Source organism: Moraxella sp. K23, assembly GCF_041154765.1.
Lineage (GTDB): Bacteria > Pseudomonadota > Gammaproteobacteria > Pseudomonadales > Moraxellaceae > Faucicola > Faucicola tetraodonis.
Window position 1 is genome coordinate 1,894,913 of sequence record NZ_AP031595.1, and the last position, 19,168, is coordinate 1,914,080.

At 44.5% G+C, this 19,168-nt stretch carries 18 protein-coding genes; 9 read left to right on the forward strand and 9 right to left on the reverse strand.

What is annotated here, in order from left to right; translation table 11 throughout:
- Positions 1 to 19: 19 nt before the first annotated feature.
- The 3 genes from ACAM37_RS08335 to ACAM37_RS08345 form a co-directional block, all read right to left on the reverse strand.
- Positions 20 to 1,267 (reverse strand): FAD-dependent monooxygenase, encoded by a 1,248-nt coding sequence (locus ACAM37_RS08335; protein ID WP_369625981.1) that lies wholly within the window; start codon positions 1,265 to 1,267, stop codon positions 20 to 22.
- A 121-nt stretch (positions 1,268 to 1,388) separates the two neighbouring features.
- Positions 1,389 to 1,808: a surface-adhesin E family protein gene (locus ACAM37_RS08340; RefSeq protein ID WP_369625982.1), complete on the reverse strand. Its 420-nt coding sequence runs from the start codon at positions 1,806 to 1,808 to the stop codon at positions 1,389 to 1,391.
- 95 nt (positions 1,809 to 1,903) lie between these two features.
- Positions 1,904 to 3,175: an FAD-dependent monooxygenase gene (locus ACAM37_RS08345; RefSeq protein WP_369625983.1), complete on the reverse strand. Its 1,272-nt coding sequence runs from the start codon at positions 3,173 to 3,175 to the stop codon at positions 1,904 to 1,906.
- A 134-nt stretch (positions 3,176 to 3,309) separates the two neighbouring features.
- On the opposite strand from ACAM37_RS08345, the gene ACAM37_RS08350 reads away from it, so the two are divergent.
- The 8 genes from ACAM37_RS08350 (at position 3,310) to argG (ending at position 12,855) form a co-directional block, all read left to right on the forward strand.
- On the forward strand, positions 3,310 to 3,543 hold the full coding sequence (locus ACAM37_RS08350; protein ID WP_076774895.1) for a hypothetical protein: 234 nt from the start codon (positions 3,310 to 3,312) through the stop codon (positions 3,541 to 3,543).
- Between the two features lie 256 nt (positions 3,544 to 3,799).
- Complete coding sequence (carA, locus tag ACAM37_RS08355) at positions 3,800 to 4,993, forward strand: glutamine-hydrolyzing carbamoyl-phosphate synthase small subunit (RefSeq protein WP_369625984.1); 1,194 nt, start codon at positions 3,800 to 3,802, stop codon at positions 4,991 to 4,993.
- 50 nt (positions 4,994 to 5,043) lie between these two features.
- Positions 5,044 to 6,144: an AAA family ATPase gene (locus tag ACAM37_RS08360; protein WP_198510976.1), complete on the forward strand. Its 1,101-nt coding sequence runs from the start codon at positions 5,044 to 5,046 to the stop codon at positions 6,142 to 6,144.
- 21 nt (positions 6,145 to 6,165) lie between these two features.
- On the forward strand, positions 6,166 to 6,618 hold the full coding sequence (locus ACAM37_RS08365; RefSeq protein ID WP_095356162.1) for a PIN domain-containing protein: 453 nt from the start codon (positions 6,166 to 6,168) through the stop codon (positions 6,616 to 6,618).
- A gap of 20 nt (positions 6,619 to 6,638) precedes the next feature.
- Complete coding sequence (carB, locus tag ACAM37_RS08370) at positions 6,639 to 9,884, forward strand: carbamoyl-phosphate synthase large subunit (RefSeq protein ID WP_369625985.1); 3,246 nt, start codon at positions 6,639 to 6,641, stop codon at positions 9,882 to 9,884.
- Between the two features lie 154 nt (positions 9,885 to 10,038).
- A complete protein-coding gene (locus tag ACAM37_RS08375) occupies positions 10,039 to 10,590 on the forward strand; it encodes a phosphatase PAP2 family protein (RefSeq protein ID WP_065253636.1) in 552 nt (183 codons plus the stop codon).
- A 262-nt stretch (positions 10,591 to 10,852) separates the two neighbouring features.
- Positions 10,853 to 11,329 carry a transcription elongation factor GreA gene (gene greA, locus ACAM37_RS08380; RefSeq protein WP_007116148.1) on the forward strand — a complete coding sequence of 159 codons (477 nt, stop codon included), beginning with the start codon at positions 10,853 to 10,855 and terminating at the stop codon, positions 11,327 to 11,329.
- Positions 11,330 to 11,490: 161 nt separating this feature from the next.
- Positions 11,491 to 12,855 (forward strand): argininosuccinate synthase, encoded by a 1,365-nt coding sequence (argG, locus tag ACAM37_RS08385; protein ID WP_369625986.1) that lies wholly within the window; start codon positions 11,491 to 11,493, stop codon positions 12,853 to 12,855.
- A gap of 56 nt (positions 12,856 to 12,911) precedes the next feature.
- Here argG and ACAM37_RS08390 read toward each other — a convergent pair whose 3' ends face one another.
- The 3 genes from ACAM37_RS08390 to ACAM37_RS08400 all read right to left on the reverse strand — a co-directional run bounded on the left by ACAM37_RS08390 (position 12,912) and on the right by ACAM37_RS08400 (position 15,258).
- The gene (locus tag ACAM37_RS08390; protein WP_369625987.1) at positions 12,912 to 13,451 is read right to left on the reverse strand and encodes a YecA/YgfB family protein; all 540 of its coding nucleotides are present in this window, start codon (positions 13,449 to 13,451) and stop codon (positions 12,912 to 12,914) included.
- A gap of 81 nt (positions 13,452 to 13,532) precedes the next feature.
- A complete protein-coding gene (locus ACAM37_RS08395; protein WP_369625988.1) occupies positions 13,533 to 13,769 on the reverse strand; it encodes a PA3496 family putative envelope integrity protein in 237 nt (78 codons plus the stop codon).
- Positions 13,770 to 13,878: 109 nt separating this feature from the next.
- The gene (locus ACAM37_RS08400; RefSeq protein ID WP_309592976.1) at positions 13,879 to 15,258 is read right to left on the reverse strand and encodes a hypothetical protein; all 1,380 of its coding nucleotides are present in this window, start codon (positions 15,256 to 15,258) and stop codon (positions 13,879 to 13,881) included.
- An 81-nt stretch (positions 15,259 to 15,339) separates the two neighbouring features.
- Between ACAM37_RS08400 and serB the strand changes: the two genes are divergently transcribed.
- Complete coding sequence (serB, locus tag ACAM37_RS08405) at positions 15,340 to 16,335, forward strand: phosphoserine phosphatase SerB (protein WP_309592977.1); 996 nt, start codon at positions 15,340 to 15,342, stop codon at positions 16,333 to 16,335.
- 604 nt (positions 16,336 to 16,939) lie between these two features.
- Here serB and purC read toward each other — a convergent pair.
- The 3 genes from purC to dapA form a co-directional block, all read right to left on the reverse strand.
- Positions 16,940 to 17,668, reverse strand: a complete 729-nt coding sequence (gene purC / locus ACAM37_RS08410; RefSeq protein ID WP_036594523.1) for a phosphoribosylaminoimidazolesuccinocarboxamide synthase — start codon at positions 17,666 to 17,668, stop codon at positions 16,940 to 16,942.
- A gap of 134 nt (positions 17,669 to 17,802) precedes the next feature.
- The gene (locus tag ACAM37_RS08415) at positions 17,803 to 18,102 is read right to left on the reverse strand and encodes a hypothetical protein (protein ID WP_007116155.1); all 300 of its coding nucleotides are present in this window, start codon (positions 18,100 to 18,102) and stop codon (positions 17,803 to 17,805) included.
- The gene (gene dapA, locus ACAM37_RS08420; protein ID WP_369625989.1) at positions 18,099 to 18,992 is read right to left on the reverse strand and encodes a 4-hydroxy-tetrahydrodipicolinate synthase; all 894 of its coding nucleotides are present in this window, start codon (positions 18,990 to 18,992) and stop codon (positions 18,099 to 18,101) included. The genes ACAM37_RS08415 and dapA overlap by 4 nt, the downstream gene beginning before the upstream one ends.
- Positions 18,993 to 19,168 lie beyond the last annotated feature (176 nt).

Below are 19,168 nucleotides of genomic sequence, written 5' to 3' on the forward strand. Positions count from 1 at the left end.
TTTTTGCTGTTAAAAATTTTTAGATGCCACTGGCTTTTTGGGTAAAAAATTTCATCAAGGGTGTGATTTTGCTAACCATGCTCACGCTTTCACTGCGTAGCTGCTGAATCGGACGCAACTGTGTGCCAAAAAGCCAATTAATCCCTGAAAAACTGTGCATCATCATCGCGTTATTAGCATAGCGTTGACGCTCATAATGCTGTAAGGTGGCAAAACTTGCCCACAGCTTGTTGCCTGACCGCTGATAATCTTTTTGTAAAATATCGCTCAAGGCAATGACATCGAGCATACCCAAGTTTAAGCCTTGTCCCGCCAAAGGATGCACCCCATGCGCGGCATCGCCAATCAACGCCAAGTTGGCTTTGACATAATTTTTGGCATGTTGGGCACCCAGTGGGAAACTGGCGATTGACTCAATCTCAGTGATGTCCCCTAAGGCATAGCCACTGGCAAAGGCGAGTTCTTTGGCAAGCTCGTTTGGCGTGAGCGTGAGTAAATCAAGGGCAGCATTGGTCGGCAATGTCCATACCACCGATTGCCAATGTTGCGGATTTGCCTGATCGTCAGCGGTCACATCTGCCAGCGGTAATAGTGCCAAAGGCCCTGTCGGCAAAAACACTTGTCTGGCTGTCGCCTTGTGTGGCTGCTCGGTTTTGATGGCGCAGCAGATTGCCGTTTGCTGGTACACCAAAGTATCTAACCCAATCCCTGCCGTTTGGCGTACCATAGAGCCGCGCCCGTCAGCACCGATTAATAGCTTACCTTGATGCGTGGTGCCATCGTCTAAGCTAACTTGATACCCTAAATCTTCACCTTGCCACGCAATATCAGTGACCTTATGCCCTGCAATATGGCGCAAATAAGATTGACCCTGATGGACAAGACGCTCATCGTCAAAACCGTCATACAGCGCTTTTTCGATGATAAAAGGTTCGACCATACTGCCCAATAATTGCGGTGTTTGAGCATCACCAAAATTTAGCTCACCCACGCCATTGGTTTGCCATACCTGCATTTGGGTATAGTCGGCTTTGCGTTTGCTTTGTTCAATACGCTGCCAGGCACCGACCTCTTTGAGTAGGTTGATACTGGCAACGCTTAGCGCATAGACACGAGCATCACGCTGGGTGAGTTTGTCGTGCCAATCGGCTGCTAAAAGTTTTGGGCGAGCATCGATTAAGGTGACAGGATGGCGCGCTTGGGCAAGCTTTAACGCCAATGTCGCGCCAACAACACCACCGCCGATAATGAGAGTATTATTTTTCATTTTTTGCGTATAATTTTGAAATTGGTATTGCAAAATTATACGCTAGATAGTGGTGGGTTTATAGCAAAAAAGCCATGTTCGTTAAAACACGGCTTATTGATACACAGCTCGTTAAAATTGATTAAAGCGTATCCCGATAACCTGCGAGATAGCAAGCTATTTTTAATCGGATTTCCGCAACCGTATCAGGAAAGGCAGGCTGCCAATTATCATAGGGAATATTGTATGAATAAACAGCTGAGCCGTTTTTGGTATATCCAATAGCACCCATTAATGAAGTTCGATTATTTTCGCAATCGCCTTTCCATTGCACTTTCTCGTAATTATAATATTTACCATCGGTGGTTTTTTGGGCTTTGCTAAAATCTGTCTTGGTAAAATAAGAGATTTGTTTGCTATAGGTGTTTAATTTTCGCACTGAATCGAAATCGAGTGAGTGTATAAACTCTTTATTGTCTGTTTCACCCAAATTCACCCAATTCGCCCCGATAGCGGTACTGGTCATCATCACCGCAACCATTGCTACGCCAAGTTTTTTCATCGTCATTACCCAAGTACTCAACTTAATTTAACAATAAATATAGCCTGTCTGTAAAAATTTAGCAATCTTATTACAACCATAAAAAAATTTTATCGTTAAGACTTCAGCCCCATCGCAAAGGTAGCCACAGCTGGCTTCACAAATGGCACTTTATCAAAGGCAATGAGTCCGACATTACGCGCGAATTTGAGCAAGGGATTTTGGTGCATAAAGCCATAGACCACCGTATCGCAGAAAATTTCTACCCGTTTTTGGTCGGCTTTACGGCGTTTGGCATAAGTTTGTAGCATGCGACTATCGCCGATATCTTCGCCGCGCATCACTTGCTGTGCCAGCATTTTGGCGAGCGTATCAGCATCGCGCATACATAGGTTAAAGCCTTGTCCTGCCACAGGGTGCAAGGTGTGGGCGGCATTGCCCATGATGACGCAGCGATCTTTGACTTGACTATCTGCCAATATTTTCACCAGTGGATACGCGCCGCGTTTACCCGCTTTGACAAACCTGCCTGCTAGGCTGCCAAAGGCTTGTTGAATGGTGTCAAGAAAGTATTGGTCGTCGTCTAGATAGCGCTGTTCTTCGCCTTTTGGGCACACCCATACCACAGAGCGGCGGTAGCCTTGCTGGGCTTGTCGTCCATCCCCTTGACTGATATCAAACGCATCAACCAAAGGCAACACAGCAACTGCGCCCATTTTATTAAAGCGTTCAATCGCTTGATGCTGGTGCGGTTTGTCCGTCATGACCACGCCCACGACACCTACTTGGTGATAATCGTGTGCAGTTGCGCCAATGCCCAGTAGTTGCCGGCTTGGCGAGTGCTGACCATCACAAGCCACCAATAAATCAGCTGTTAAGGTTTGGCGAGCTTGGTGGGCTTGGTCAAAGCGAATGGTGACATCGGTTGCCGTCTGTTGTATATCGGTCAAAGTGGCACCGTCTAGCAAGGTTATCAGCGGATTGTTTTGCACGGCGAGCAGTAATTTTTTGCCAAGCCATGCGTTTTCCATCACTTGTCCAAAACTTTCTACTCCTTCAGCGTGTTTGTTGAGCGTCGCTTTACCAAAACTACCTTCTTCACTGATGTTAACTTCATCGATGCGGCAGGCATGGCTTTGTAAATCATCCCATAGCGCTTTGCCATTAAAGGTGATACCACGATAAATTTGTACCGTACGGCGTGACAGCGCGATGTTACGGCTGTCAAATTGCGCGCGGTGTAAGTCATCATCAGGGCTGATGGTGGGGTATTTGGCTTTTTCTAGTAGCGTACTTGAGATGCCTTTGTCGGCAAGCAGTAAAGCAAAGGATAAACCAACATTGCCGCCACCGATAATCACCACAGTTTGGGGGGTAAGAATATTCATGATTGTTCTCTTTTTTAAAGGGCGGTTAAAGCGCACCTTATCAGAATTTTTTACCAGTTTAGCACAAATCCTTACGCGCTTTGTGGCGGCAATTGGGTAAAATCCATAAAGCAAATGTTAAAGGAATAAGCAAAATGTCGCTATTACAGTGGTTATTGCTGTTTTTGCTTAGCAGTATATTTTATAGTTGGGTGCTGCTGGGAAATGGCGCAAAATGGCTAGAAGGCTGGCTATCTTGGTGGCTAATTGGCTGGTTTTCGCTAGATTGGACCGCTGAGCAAATCCGCTTGTATGTACTGATCATTTGGATTGTTGAAACGATTTGGTTTGTGGTCGGTTTGTTTCAACCAAGTTTACGTACTTTTTAGACTGACTTCGACAAAAATTTTGGCTACCTTTTTTTGTGAGGTTCTGTTAAAATAGGCAAAATCAAACCTTAGCGAGTTGGCATGATAAAGTTAATGGCACAGACTGGTAACGCATTAAAACCAGTTAGCTATTTTCTTTAAAATCAATGTCTTCTCGCTTTTTTGTGGGCGATACTTTTTACAGTATGTGCATTGAGTGGGCATAATTTACCGTCGCACACATGGGTAGAACACAGGATACGAGCGGAGGCACTAGGTGAACACGAATTACGCAAAAGCAATTTTGGCATTGGCAGATGGTACGGTTTTTTATGGTCGAAGCATCGGTGCTAGCGGACATACCGTTGGTGAAGTCGTGTTTAATACAGCGATGACAGGTTACCAAGAAATCTTGACTGACCCAAGCTATGCCCAGCAAATCGTCACGTTAACCTATCCGCATATCGGTAATACTGGTACCAACGATGAAGACACAGAGTCAGGTCGTATTCACAAAGTGTGGGCAAATGGATTGATTATCCGTGATTTGACCATGGCGACCAGTAACTTTCGCTCAAGCCAATCACTAAGCGAGTATCTGATTAACCATAACACCGTTGCCATCGCTGATATCGACACCCGAAAACTCACTCGCCTACTACGTGAAAAAGGCGCACAAAACGGTTGTATCATGACTGCCGATAGTGACGGTCAGCTCGATGAAGCCAAAGCAATCGAACTTGCCAAAAGTTTTGCCGGTATCAAAGGCATGGATTTGGCGAAAGTCTGCTGTGACCAAGCGGGTTTTACCTGGACGCAAGGCTCATGGCAATTGGTGAGTCCAGAAGTGAGTCCAACTTGTGGTCGCTTTAAAGAATTGGGCACTGACATCGAGCAAAAATTTAACATCGTGGCGTATGACTTTGGCGTCAAAACCAACATTTTGCGCATGCTCGTTGACCGCGGCTGTCATGTCACCGTTGTACCAGCCCAAACGCCTATCAACGAGGTACTCAAACACAACCCAGATGGTATTTTCTTGTCCAATGGTCCTGGCGACCCTGAACCTTGTACTTATGCCATTGATGCGATCAAACACATCATTACCCAAACTGATATTCCGCTGTTTGGGATTTGTCTAGGTCATCAGCTATTGGCACTGGCTAGCGGCGCGCAAACTGTCAAAATGAAATTTGGTCACCACGGTGCCAACCATCCTGTACAAGATATCGAGCAAGGTACGGTGATGATTACCTCACAAAACCACGGTTTTGCGGTGGATGAAAGTACGCTTCCTAGCAATGTGAAAGTGACGCATCGTTCGTTATTTGATGGCTCAAATCAAGGCATTGAGCTCACTAACAAGCCTGCGTTTAGTTTTCAAGGACATCCAGAGGCAAGCCCAGGACCCCATGACTGTGCGCCATTATTTGATAAATTCGCAGCTATGATGGTAAAGGCGAAAGGTTAATTTTAAAGTGCATTAATTGCACTTTTTTAAAGATAAAATTTGAGATTTATATGACCGAAATTAAAATCAAAGACTTGCGAGGGGTGGGTGACGTTGAGCTAAATCTTGACGATACTAAGCGAGTTTTTGTTTTTTTTGGGTCAAATGGGGTAGGCAAAACCAAAACTTTAGAGTCAATATTTATTGGTTTAGTTGCTACTAACTCTGAATTCGATATAACCCCAAAATATGGCTCTTTTGAAAGATTATTTCGAGAATATATTGATTTTTTAAATAAAATACATCTTTTATTTGATACTCAATACGTGAGTACTGATACTTTACAAATAAACCCAGAACGCAAATCTTTTGCTATTGCTTATTTAGGTGCAAATCAACGGGGTGTCTTTAATCATCATTCGGGTTATTACAATAAGCAAGTTGGTAATTTTAACCAAAGAAAAAGTGATTATTTGCAAAGATTTGAAAGTAGCCTCTACACTGTTGATGGCATGAAAGATTTAGGGATGTCAGAATCCTTAAATGAATGGTTTGTTTTAAGAGCACAGTCTGTAAATCCTTACCAACGTGAAGAAGATAATAGAAAAATAGAAATTGACACTGTTTTAAACGCTTTAAACATTTTAGACAATCGTATTGAAAAAACGCTAAAAATCGATGGTGACGGCAATGTATTTCTCACCATCGAAGGACAAGAACGAGAGTTAAGTGAATTAAGCTCTGGTTTTATTTCAGTGGTAAAAATCATTCAATCCATTATCTCTGCGTATTCAGCATTTACCAACGCCACCGATTTGTTAAACGTCAAAGGCGTGGTGTTGATTGATGAAATCGAAAGCCATTTGCACATCGAATGGCAAACCAAAATCGTGCCAACGCTGAAAAATTTATTTCCTAACACCACCTTTTATATCGCTACTCATTCACCCTTAGTATTATCACAACTGGCTGAAGGTGAAGCGTATTTATTAAAACGTGACGCTGATGGTGTGGTAAGAAGTCAAGAAATAAATTCACCCAATACTCGGTTACTAGAAAATGTATTACAAGATGCGTTTGATGTCGATTTAAATCAATTGAAACGTGAAAACATGGAACACATTGACCAAACCAAAGCGAAACAAAAATTATTAGCCCTGTTAAATAAATAGGATAAACAGATAGGTGAAAAAATGAATCAAAAATCTGTTTTAGTGGATGCTAATATTTTAATCGCTGTGATTGATGGAAAGGATGATAATCCTAATCATATTGAAGCAAAACAAAAATTTAATGACTTAATCGCTCAAAATGCCACGATTGCCATTACCCCTTTGATTCGTTATGAAGTATTACGAGGTGTAAAAAGTATTTCAATTGATGAAGCCCAAGAAATTTTAGACGATTTTGTTGAATTTAATATCACTGATAAAGAAGCCAATCCTTCCGCTAGAATTTTTCACTTTAGCCGTAGTCAGGATTTTTCATCGAAAGACACAGGTATCAGACTCGATAAACAGAACTTTGATGTATTTCATTATGTTGTCGCCAAAATTCGCAATTTAGAATTGGTCAATGTTAATCAAAAAGATTTTAACAAAATTGAAAATGTTATTAAATTAATGCCAAGTCCGCCTTTTAACTAATTGTTAGTAAGAGAGAAGCTATGCCAAAACGTACCGACATCAAATCCATTCTTATCATCGGCGCAGGTCCAATTGTCATCGGACAAGCCTGTGAATTTGACTATTCAGGCGCACAAGCCTGTAAAGCCTTACGTGAAGAAGGCTACCGCGTCATTCTGGTTAACTCAAATCCAGCCACCATCATGACCGACCCTGTCATGGCAGATGCCACCTACATCGAGCCCATCACCTGGCAAACGGTAGAGCGTATCATTGATAAAGAACGCCCCGATGCCATCTTGCCCACCATGGGCGGACAAACCGCGCTCAACTGTGCGTTAGACTTGGACAAGCATGGCGTACTGGAAAAATATGGCTGCGAGCTGATTGGCGCGACCAAAGACGCCATCGAAAAAGCCGAAGACCGTAACCTGTTTGACCAAGCGATGAAAAAAATCGGCTTAGAGTGCCCGCGCGCCGAAGTGGCTGAAACCATGGAACAAGCCTTCGCTATTCAAGCCAAAGTCGGCTTTCCCTGCATCATTCGCCCGTCGTTTACCATGGGGGGTTCGGGCGGCGGTATCGCTTACAACCGTGACGAATTTGTCGAGATTTGTGAGCGTGGTTTTGACTTATCACCCACTCACCAACTATTGATTGATGAAAGCTTAATTGGTTGGAAAGAATACGAGATGGAAGTTGTCCGTGATAAAAAAGACAACTGTATCATCGTCTGTTCGATTGAAAACTTTGACCCTATGGGTGTGCATACAGGCGACTCTATCACTGTGGCACCTGCTCAGACTTTGACGGATAAAGAATACCAAATCATGCGTAATGCGTCATTGGCGGTGCTGCGTGAGATTGGCGTGGAGACCGGTGGTTCAAACGTACAATTTGGTATTGACCCAAAAACAGGTCGTATGGTGGTCATCGAGATGAACCCACGTGTCAGCCGTTCATCTGCCTTGGCATCTAAAGCCACGGGTTTCCCGATTGCCAAAATCGCAGCAAAGCTTGCGGTCGGTTACACGCTCGATGAACTTAGCAATGACATTACAGGCGGCTTGACCCCAGCCAGCTTTGAGCCCGCCATTGACTATGTGGTGACTAAAGTACCGCGCTTTAACTTTGAAAAATTCCCCCAAGCTGACAGCACCTTATCTACCCAAATGAAATCGGTGGGTGAAGTGATGGCGATTGGTCGTAATTTCCAAGAGTCGATGCAAAAAGCGTTACGCGGTCTTGAGATTGGGGTGAATGGTTTTGATGAGTATCTTGATTTCAATCAAGACGAGGATACCATTCGCAGCACCTTAAAAGTTAAGTTAAAAACCCCCACACCTGACCGTATTTTCTACATTGCTGATGCCTTCCGTTTTGGCATGAGCGTGGATGAGGTGTTTGAGTTTACTCGCATTGACCCTTGGTTTTTAGTGCAAATTGAAGACATCGTCAAAACGGAAAAATTGGTGAAAGAAACTGGCTTTGGCGGTTTGACCAGCGACAACTTGCGTCAATTCAAACGTAAAGGGTTATCAGATTTACGCTTGGCAACGCTCTTGGGAATTTCACAAAAACAACTGCGTAAAAAACGTTGGGATTTGGGCGTGTATCCTGTGTACAAACGCGTGGATACCTGTGCCGCGGAGTTTTCGACGTCAACCGCTTATATGTATTCAAGCTATGATGACGAATGTGAAGCCAATCCAACCAACAACAAAAAAATCATGGTTATCGGTGGTGGTCCCAACCGCATTGGTCAAGGTATTGAATTTGACTATTGCTGTGTGCACGCCGCCTTGGCAATGCGTGAAGATGGTTATGAGACCATCATGGTCAACTGTAACCCTGAAACAGTTTCAACTGACTATGACACCTCTGACCGTCTATACTTTGAGCCTATTACGTTAGAAGATGTGCTTGAAATCGTGCGCATCGAAAAGCCCGAAGGCGTGATTGTGCAGTACGGTGGACAAACGCCATTAAAATTAGCGCGCGCACTGGAAGCTGCAGGTGTGCATATCATCGGTACCAGCCCAGATGCGATTGACCGTGCAGAAGACCGTGAACGTTTCCAACACATGATTCAGCAATTGGGCTTTACTCAGCCACCCAATGCCTTGGCGACCAGTACCGAAGACGGTATCGTCAAAGCGACGCAAGTGGGCTATCCCTTAGTTGTCCGTCCCTCTTACGTGTTGGGCGGTCGCGCCATGGAAATCGTTTATAACGAAAACGAACTGCGTCGTTATTTGCGTGAAGCTGTACAAGCGTCCAATGAAGCCCCTGTGTTACTTGACCGCTTCTTGGATGATGCGATTGAAGTGGATGTGGATTGTATCTCTGACGGCACCAACGTAGTGATTGGCGGTATCATGCAGCACATCGAACAAGCGGGCGTGCATTCAGGCGATTCAGCGTGTTCAATCCCGCCGTATTCACTTAGCCAAGAGATTTGCGATGTGATGCGCGAACAAACCGTGGCAATGGCAAAAGAGCTCGGTGTGGTGGGCTTGATGAACGTCCAATACGCGGTCAAAGATGGTGTGGTTTATATTCTTGAAGTCAATCCACGTGCCTCACGTACGGTGCCTTTCGTATCAAAATGCATCGGCACTTCACTTGCGCAAGTCGCCGCGCGTTGTATGGCGGGCACAACGCTTGTGGAACAAAACTTTACCACTGAGGTGATTCCAACATTTTTTGCAGTCAAAGAAGCGGTATTCCCTTTTGCCAAATTCCCAGGCGTTGACCCTATTTTAAGCCCTGAGATGAAATCAACGGGTGAAGTCATGGGTGTGGGTCAGACCTTTGGTGAAGCTTACTATAAAGCCATCATCGGCAGTAATGATAGATTGCCCGGTTTGCCAGTGGACAATGAAGTTAAAAAAGTGTTCTTATCAGTGCGTGAAAGCGACAAAGCCAACCTGGTACCAGTGGCAAAACAATTTGCCGACTATGGCTTTAAACTTGTGGCAACTTCAGGTACACAAAAAATCTTGACCGAAGCAGGCATTCCCTGTGAGCGCATCAACAAAGTCACCGAGGGTCGCCCACATATCGTCGATGCCATCAAAAACGGTGAGATTGCGATTGTGGTCAATACCACTGAAGGCAAACAAGCGCATGAAGACTCATTCTCGATTCGCCGCTCAGCCTTACAGCATAAAGTATTTAATGTGACCACCTTAAATGCCGCGGCAGCAGTTACCCAAGCGTATAAAGTGCAACTACCATTTGATGTGTATAAGCTCCAATCGCTACATACACAGACACAGGGATAACCATCGCTAGTCTACAATACTGATAGCCAGCGCTGTCAGTATTTTTTTATGGGCTAAGATAATCCTAAGGTTTGGGGTGTATACTGGGTTTGCCCTAAGTATAGCCACGTTTATCAATGTTTTGACCACCAACCACAATCAGGGTGTGAATGCCATGAGACAACCTTCTAAGACCTTTAACGTCATACTGCTTGCTGCTGTATTAGCGCCGACGACAACGGTATATGCCAAAAGCGATAGCGAAAAAGCGGGCGATATATTGCATATTGCTATCCCAGTAGCAGGCTTAGGCATGGCACTTGCCAAACATGACCAAGAAGGCGTCTATCAATTAGGCAAAACCATGGCAACCAATTTGGCAGCTACCTATGCGCTCAAATACGCCACCAATGACACCGCGTGGGGCGAACGTCCCAATGGCGAAGATTACTCATTTCCGTCAGGGCATGCTAGTGATTCTTGCGCGGGCGCGACTTTCATCGGTCAACGCTATGGCTGGCGCTATGGCTCGATGGCAATGCTTCCTGCCGCCTATGTGGGCTGGTCACGTGTGGATGCCGACAAACACCATACCCGTGATGTGGTTGCTGGCTGTGCGCTGGGTGTCGTCAGTGGTTTGGTGATGACGCAACCGTTTGACAATGCCACTATTTTACCTTGGTATGAAAATAAAGCCGTGGGTGTTACCATCAGCTCAGCTTGGTAATGTGAGAGTTCATACAGTCAATTGAGTGAATGCTTTGCATCACAAGCCGTTATCAAGTAAAATACCGTTATTGTGGTGATTGACGCAGCACAGCAAATTTTTTACTAGAACCTTGTTAGGCAGTAGCCCTGTCTAGCATGGTTTTTTTCATCTATACAAAATAGATAATGGTTAATCACGAGAGTTGATGACCATTTTTTGTGACTTGTTACTTTGGCAATCTTGCCGTTTGAATCCCTATTTGTGACAAAAGGAATCCCCTATGCAACGTTATCCAATGACGCCTCAAGGTCACGCGGCTTTAGAAGAAGAGCTCAAACAGCTCAAAACCGTTGACCGTCCACGTATTACCGCGGCGATTGCCGAAGCGCGCGAACATGGCGACTTAAAAGAAAATGCCGAGTACCATGCTGCCCGTGAGCAGCAAGGGTTTTGTGAAGCGCGTATTCGCGATATCGAAGCCAAATTGGGCGGGGCTGAAGTCATTGACCCGCTCAAACTACCGCAAGAAGGTCGTGTGGTGTTTGGCGTCACGGTGGTGATTGAAAATCTCGACACCGAAGAGCAAAAACGCTATAAAATTGTGGGGGATGACGAAGCGGATTTTAAAGCCAACAAAATCTCCATCAACTCGCCCATCGCGCGCGGTCTGATTGGCAAATCAGAAGGTGATGAAGCCAAAATCCAAACTCCAAGCGGTGAGGTTGAGTACGAAATCGTCGAAGTTTTGTACCAATAACCGCTATTTAGCCGATAAAGCCAATCAAATGATTGGCTTTTTTATTGTGACAAATTATGGCTAATTGTCAAAAAATGGCGAAAAACACGTTGACAAAAATGTTACAATAATTCGATAGGTTGATTTTACAGATTTTTTTTGATGACTTGATAGGAAAGGTTATGAGCCACGATACCACAAACAATGCCACCAATAACGCCACCATTTTACAATCTGTCCCCGTCGGGCAAAAAGTCGGTATCGCGTTTTCAGGCGGACTTGACACCTCGGCTGCGCTACTTTGGATGAAGCAAAAAGGCGCGCTGCCATACGCTTATACCGCAAACTTAGGTCAACCGGACGAAGACGATTACAACGCCATTCCGAAAAAAGCCGACCAATACGGCGCGGTCAAAGCGCGTTTGATTGATTGCCGTTTGCAATTGGCGCTTGAAGGTATTGCTGCAATTCAATGTGGTGCGTTTCATGTCAGCACCGGTGGTATGCCCTACTTTAACACCACGCCACTGGGTCGTGCGGTCACAGGCACCATGCTAGTCACCGCCATGAAAGAAGATGATGTCAACATTTGGGGTGATGGCTCAACTTATAAAGGCAATGATATTGAGCGTTTTTATCGCTATGGGCTACTCACCAACCCTGCCCTTAAAATCTATAAACCGTGGCTTGACCAAACCTTCATTGATGAATTGGGCGGTCGTAGCGAGATGTCACAGTTCTTAATCGACAATGGCTTTGACTACAAAATGTCCAAAGAAAAAGCCTACTCAACCGACTCAAATATGCTCGGCGCGACGCATGAAGCCAAAGACTTGGAGTTTTTGGATGCCAGCATGCACATCGTTGAGCCGATTATGGGTGTGGCATTTTGGGATGACAATGTCAAAATCGACAAAGAAACAGTAACGGTACGCTTTGAACAAGGCATGCCCGTGGCAATCAACAATGAAACCTTTGATAGTCCAGTAGATTTGATTTTAAAAGCCAACGAAATCGGGGGTCGTCATGGTCTTGGTATGAGTGACCAAATTGAGAACCGTATCATCGAAGCCAAATCACGGGGTATCTATGAAGCCCCTGCCATGGCGCTGTTGCACATTGCCTATGAGCGTTTGGTCACTGGCATTCATAACGAAGACACCATCGAGCAGTACCGTATCAATGGCTTACGCCTAGGTCGCTTGTTGTACCAAGGTCGCTGGTTTGACTCACAAGCCTTGATGCTTCGTGAAACAGCCCAGCGCTGGGTCGCCAAAGCTATCACGGGTGAAGTCACCATCGAGCTACGCCGCGGTAATGACTATACCATCTTAAATACTAAATCTGACAACCTGACCTACCAACCAGAACGTCTATCCATGGAAAAAGTCGAAGATGCGGCGTTCACGCCAATGGACCGTATCGGTCAGCTGACCATGCGAAACCTTGATATTTCAGATACCCGGGCTAAATTGGCGTTATATAGCCAATCAGGTTTGTTATCTAATGCCCATGGCTCAGACGTACCACAACTAGAGCAAAAATAATGCGGTAAATAAAAAGGGCGTATTTAATACGCCCTTAGCTTGTTACAACCCATCATTTAGTCATTGGTATGAAATAACAAAAACAACTCAACGATGTTTTTTTCTATGGCTTGTGCCATTTGGCTCATGGTTTCTGGGTCTTTGAGTAGCTCTTGCATATCCGGTTGGTCTTCATCGATGCCACTAAACAAAATCATCGGTAACGTCAGCATTGCCACATCTTCTTCGCTGTCGTCATCATCAAGCCAATCATCTTCTTCGTCATCGCTGGCATACATGGCATCAACAAAACCCACCGACCATTCGCTAATTTCTGAGTTTTCAATATCGAGATAGTCAGTTTCTTCGACATCAAAAGGCAGCTCAATTTCACGCTCATCTTGCAGCATGGCTTGCAGCTCATCACGCCACTGTTCAATGGCTGATAACACCTCTGGCTTGACTTGTTTTTCATGCCCTTCAAAAAGATAGGTTTGCCAATTATCTAAAGGTTTGCCGACGATAGAGGCGGTTAAAAAGCCGTGTGTAGCGATGCTCGATAGCCCAAATTCATTGTCATCACTGTCTAAAAAATCGATTAAATCATCAAAATCCATGGTGGTTATCCTAGTATACTATCAAAAAAGCGGATTGAAAAAAGAAAGGTTAATACCTAGTGTATTAACCTTTTGCTTGACTTAAAACTCATCATCGTCAAAATCGTCGTCATCGTCTAAGTCATCAAGATCGTCATCAAAACTGTCTTTGAGTGAGCGCTCTAGACGCTTTTCTTCCAATAAATTGTCAATCAAACGACGTTTTTCAAGACTACTTGCCCGACTTCGACCCGATGCGTCGTCATCCACGAGTCGCGCGTCATCGTCATCATCAAAACTGTCATCTTCAAAGCTATCATCAATATCTGGATCAGCCATTTAGTGCTCCTTTCGCTGGTCGATTCGATAAATTTGCAATTTCATAAAGCCTTATAATGGGTTTTGTCAGTCAAGTCAAGTGGCGAAAGAAAAAATAGCCATGATTCTTTTATTTTTCTGTGGCGGTCAAAATATCATCGCGTTTGGCAATAAGTTCGGTCATTAAGGTTTCTGATAAACCGTTGTACCAAACCATCTCACGCTCTGTGATAGTGGTCGGATGTTGCAGGTTTTTAAACTGCACTTTACCATCTAAAGTTTTAAGTAAATCCAGCGGATATAGGAGTAATAAACCATCTTCTTTGGCGTGGTTGGCCATCAGTTTTTGTACGTCATCGAATTGATGACTGATACTGGTACCGATGGTTAATGGCAAGGCAAAACGCGATAGCTCACGGTGTTTTTCGTATACGACTTGGTTGAGGATAATCAACAATTTTGACAACAACACCGCTGCCAGTGGCAATTGCTCCGCTTTACCTGCTAGATGAATGACTGCGCCATTGGCATTAAAATGCGAGTTGTCTTTGATATACACGTCTTTGATATAGCGATTTAACACATTGTTTGAGGAATTAAACAAACTGTTTGATGCGCGCATCAATAGCTGATTACATAATTGAAAGTACGGTTTTGCAACTTCAGGTGCCACCCGTTTTAGCAGATGATACTGGTCATAAAAATGAATTTGTAATTCAATTTCAGGCTGTTTTTGGCTGTCTACTATATTTTCTTGAGCCAGATTGTCAGTCGCTTCAGTGGCTGTAGGCTGGGTTTGGTGAATGTCTTTAGCAGATTTTGATTTTTCTCGATTTAAAAAATCATTGATGGTTTTGCCAGTGGCGGCAGGTTGCGCGGTGGCGTTGCTATCCCCTATATTGTACAAGGTGTCTTCGTCTAACTGCAATTCACCATCGGCTGTCAATACAGGGTTGGGGGGTGCTAAACCGCCACGCGCAAGCGCGATATGCTGCTGGACTTTTTCACCCAATTGCGCAAGCTGTTCCTGCGTTGGGCGCGCCATATAGCCATAAATCAACCATAAAAACCCATGCAAAATTGCTGACCCTAATACAAACAACCATTGACTACTGACAATCTCGCCTTTGGAGACCGCTTTCATAATGATAGTGGCGTGACCGAGAACTTGGTTGTTTTGGATAATGGGTTTATCAATTACCTGCCCCACTTCGTTTTGCGCTTGTCCCGTTTGCACCAGCGGCTGGTTGTTTTGGTCACTGATGACAAGCTTGGCGACTTCCTGATCTACTTGGTAGCGGTTTGCCAAGACGCTCAGGCTAATTCTATCTTGGCTCGTGATGCCCACCATGGCTTCTTTGGCTAACTGTTCAACAATTTTTTCACCCTTTTGGGTACGCTGCTCGTATTGGGATTTTTCACTACTAAAAGTAAGCATCAAAAAATGTAAACAAAAACTAATAAGTAGCACAATAGCGAATTTGCCTTGACGGGGAGCTAGATGATTCATGGGTAGATTAAACTTTCTTTAGGAGCGATTAAATGCTACATTATCATGTTTATTTTTTTGGCATACAAGGGGTAAACTACCATGACGACGAATTTTTTGTATCAACTTAATCAGCATTTTCCCCATAGTTACGCGATTACCCTAAGCGCTGCCAAGTTTGAATTGGGGCTATTGAGCCAAGTCAGCGAAACCCTTGCAAGCCTTCATCCTGCCATTCGCCTCTTACATCAAGATACCTTAGTCAATGAGCTTGATTGGCAAGCCAATGACACACTCGCCCAAGCTGAGCAAACCAGTCCTGTGACGACAATTCGCTGGATTGTGACGCTGGAATCAGATAGCGATATCAGCGACTTACCGCACCGGGTCAAACAAATCGCCGCCAACAACCTTTATCATGTAGATATCAATGTCATGCCCCTTGCAACATTGGTGCGCCCGCATAAATTGGCGTTGTTTGATATGGATTCGACGTTAATTGAGCAAGAAGTGATTGTGGAATTGGCAAAAAAAGCCGGGATTGGTGAGCAAGTTGATATTATTACCGAATCTGCCATGCGCGGCGAAATTGATTTTGCCGAAAGTTTTACTCGCCGTGTGGCTTTACTTAAAGGGTTATCAAGTGAAGTGCTCGAGGACATTATTGCCAATCACATTACCTTTAGCCCAGGGGCAAAACGCTTGATTAGCGCACTGAAAAATCATGGTTACTATGTGGTATTGGTCTCAGGCGGCTTTAACTATTTTGCCGAATACGTGAAAAACAGCTTAGGCATGGATGAGAGTTATGCCAATGACCTAGATATCGTCGATAATGTAGTGACAGGTGAAATCACCTCAGCGATTGTAGATGGCAAGCGTAAAGCCGAAATTTTGCAAGCCGTGGCACAGCGTCTAGGCATTAAGCTGTCAGAGACTGTTGCTGTCGGCGATGGCGCTAATGACTTGCCAATGCTAGGGCTAGCTGATATCGGTATTGCCTATCGCGCCAAACCGATTGTGCGCGACCAAGCAGATTATGCGGTAACCGTCGCAGGACTCGATGGGGTAATGACTGTCTTGGGATTGAGCGATTGATAGACTCAGTCATACAACACCCATGACTAGGCGTCTTGACTTCCTCCCCTCCCTAAAGTGAGGGGATTCCTACAACTAGACGGTGAAGTCCCACCGCAAATCTTAGAGTTGGCTACCGCCTTGCAATTCACACTTTGCATCTAAGATTCTTATTTCAATACTGACTCTACCGCTAGGATTGTCTGTTGACACGAGCCAGTTTGAGAGTGTGTTTGTTGAACTATCTACCAGTTAAGACACTGCGTACTCGCAATTTATACTTGTCTTATCTGTTTTTTGTAGATGGTTTAATTTAATGGCTGATTGATTGTAGCAACTTTGTCGCCTTATATCCACCCCCTAAAGTGGGTGGTTTTACGGCGACTTCTGATAAAATTAACCCAAATAAGTGAGTCTTCTCGAGCACTTGTTTTGATAACCTTACTGGTGGATAATTTTTATCGCTAAAAACCTAAATTTAAGCCTAAAAACGCAAAACTGGAGCAAGCCCCAGTTTTAGATGTTTATCTATTTCACATGCCATCCAAATTTAATTGGATTTAATTAGATTCGCTGTAGCGATTAGCGAGCTTGATGAATGAATCCGATTTATCGATCTGACTCATCAACCACCTGACTCATCAACCAAAGACACGCCAATACGCTTAGCAACTTCTTCATAACCTTCGACCACATCACCTAGGCTTTGACGGAAACGGTCTTTATCCAGCTTTTTCTTGGTTTGTTTGTCCCAGACGCGGCAACCGTCGGGCGAGAACTCATCGCCCAGTACGATACGGTCTTTGAATACCCCAAATTCTAGTTTGAAATCCACCAACATCAAACCACCGTCATCAAACATTTTTGATAACACGTCATTGACTTTAAAGGTTAAGGCTTTCATTTCATCCAGTTGTGCTTGCGTTGCCCAGCCGAGTGATACCGCTAACGAATCATTCACCATGGGGTCGCCCAGACCGTCATCTTTATAGAACAATTCAAAGGTAGGTGGCGTCAACGCTTGACCTTCTTGTAGACCTAAGCGGCGTACTAGGCTGCCTGCCGCATAGTTACGTACCACACACTCGACGGGAATCATTGTTAGGCGTTTGACTAGCACTTCTTCATCCGATAATTGCTGTTCAAAATGGGTTTCGATGCCAGCTTCGCTGAGTTTTTGCATGATAAAGGCATTAAAGCGGTTATTGACTTTGCCTTTACGCGCTAACTGTTCGATACGCTCGCCGTTGAACGCAGAGGTATCATCACGAAATTCTAAAATCAGATAATCTGGATTGTCAGTTTCGAAGACGGATTTTGCTTTGCCTTTATAAAGTAAATCGAGTTTTTGCATGGTAATTCCCAAATGGCTGTTTAAGATTGGCTAAGGTTGGCTCAGTGTAGCTAATTTATGACAGTTGCATTGATTGGCTGATACGCGGTTAGCAACACCAGCTGCAAACTATCATAGATGCGGTCAGCCACTCTCTATTTTACGGTGCTAATTGGACGCGGTAGCTCAAAACGCTTACTGCCTTCTTTTGTGATTTTTAACGTATTTTCACCCGATTGCGGCACTGCATAAACTGGCGTAAAAGGTAGCGTTTGTGCATCTGCCGGTAATTGGATGGGTTCAAGTTTTTTGGTCTTTGTATAGTCCAAAGAATTGTCGCCAACTTTACGTTTAAAAGTAGTACAGCCTGTCATAGCAATGCTAGCAGAGGCAATAATCGCTAGGGCTAGCTGGGCGTTGAATCGATTGCGGTTGGTGCTGCGTGTTTTTTTCATAGTAAACCTGCTTTGGCAAGTGCTTCATCCATCACTTGTTGGTGTTCTGGGGTAAGCCAAGTTAATGGTAAACGGATACCTTGCTCAATATGACCCATTTTGTGTAACGCATATTTTGCAGGAATTGGACTTGACTCGATAAATAAATCTTGGTGTAAATGGGCTATTTTTTGGTTTAATGCTTCGGCTTGTTCAAACTCACCTTTGAGTGCCAAGCCAAAAATTTGGCTCATGATTTTTGGTGCGACATTGGCGGTCACTGAGATATTGCCTTTTGCCCCATGACGCATCAGTGCTAACGCGCTTTCATCATCCCCTGACCATACAATCATGCGACCTTTTACTGCTTCAATCAGTTTGGCACCACGCGCCACGTCACCTGTCGCATCTTTAATTGCGATGATATTGTCGATGTCCGCTAGGCGTTCGACAGTGGCTTGCTGCATATCAACAACAGTGCGCCCGGGTACGTTATATAGCACTTGGGGAATGTCTACGGCTTCAGCAATGGCTTTATAGTGTAAGTATAGCCCTTCTTGGGTCGGTTTATTGTAGTAAGGCACTACAAGCAGCGCGGCATCAGCCCCCGCTTGTTTGGCGTGCTGGGTCAGCTCAATGGCTTCAACTGTATTGTTAGCGCCTGTACCCGCGATGACGGGAATACGACCACCCACTTGCTTCATGGTAAATTCAATGACATCCACATGCTCTTGCATGGATAAGGTTGCGGATTCACCCGTCGTACCAACCGACACCAGTACGTCCGTACCTTGCTCGATTTGCCAATCAATGAGATTTGCCAATGATTGCCAATCGACGTCACCATTGCTATGCATAGGTGTAATCAACGCGACCATAGAGCCTTGTAGTTTATCTAAAATGGGGGTCATAACAATACCTTGGACAAAACCTTAAGTAGAATATGTAACAGCTGCGACAATTTTTTGAAAATTTTTGTCTAGTGTAGCATACATTTGGGGCGAAGTTTAAGCGCTTTGATAGCAAACGCAAGTTTCTCCACCGCTGTAGCAAATCAGGTTATAGACCCCACTCAACCAGATAATAA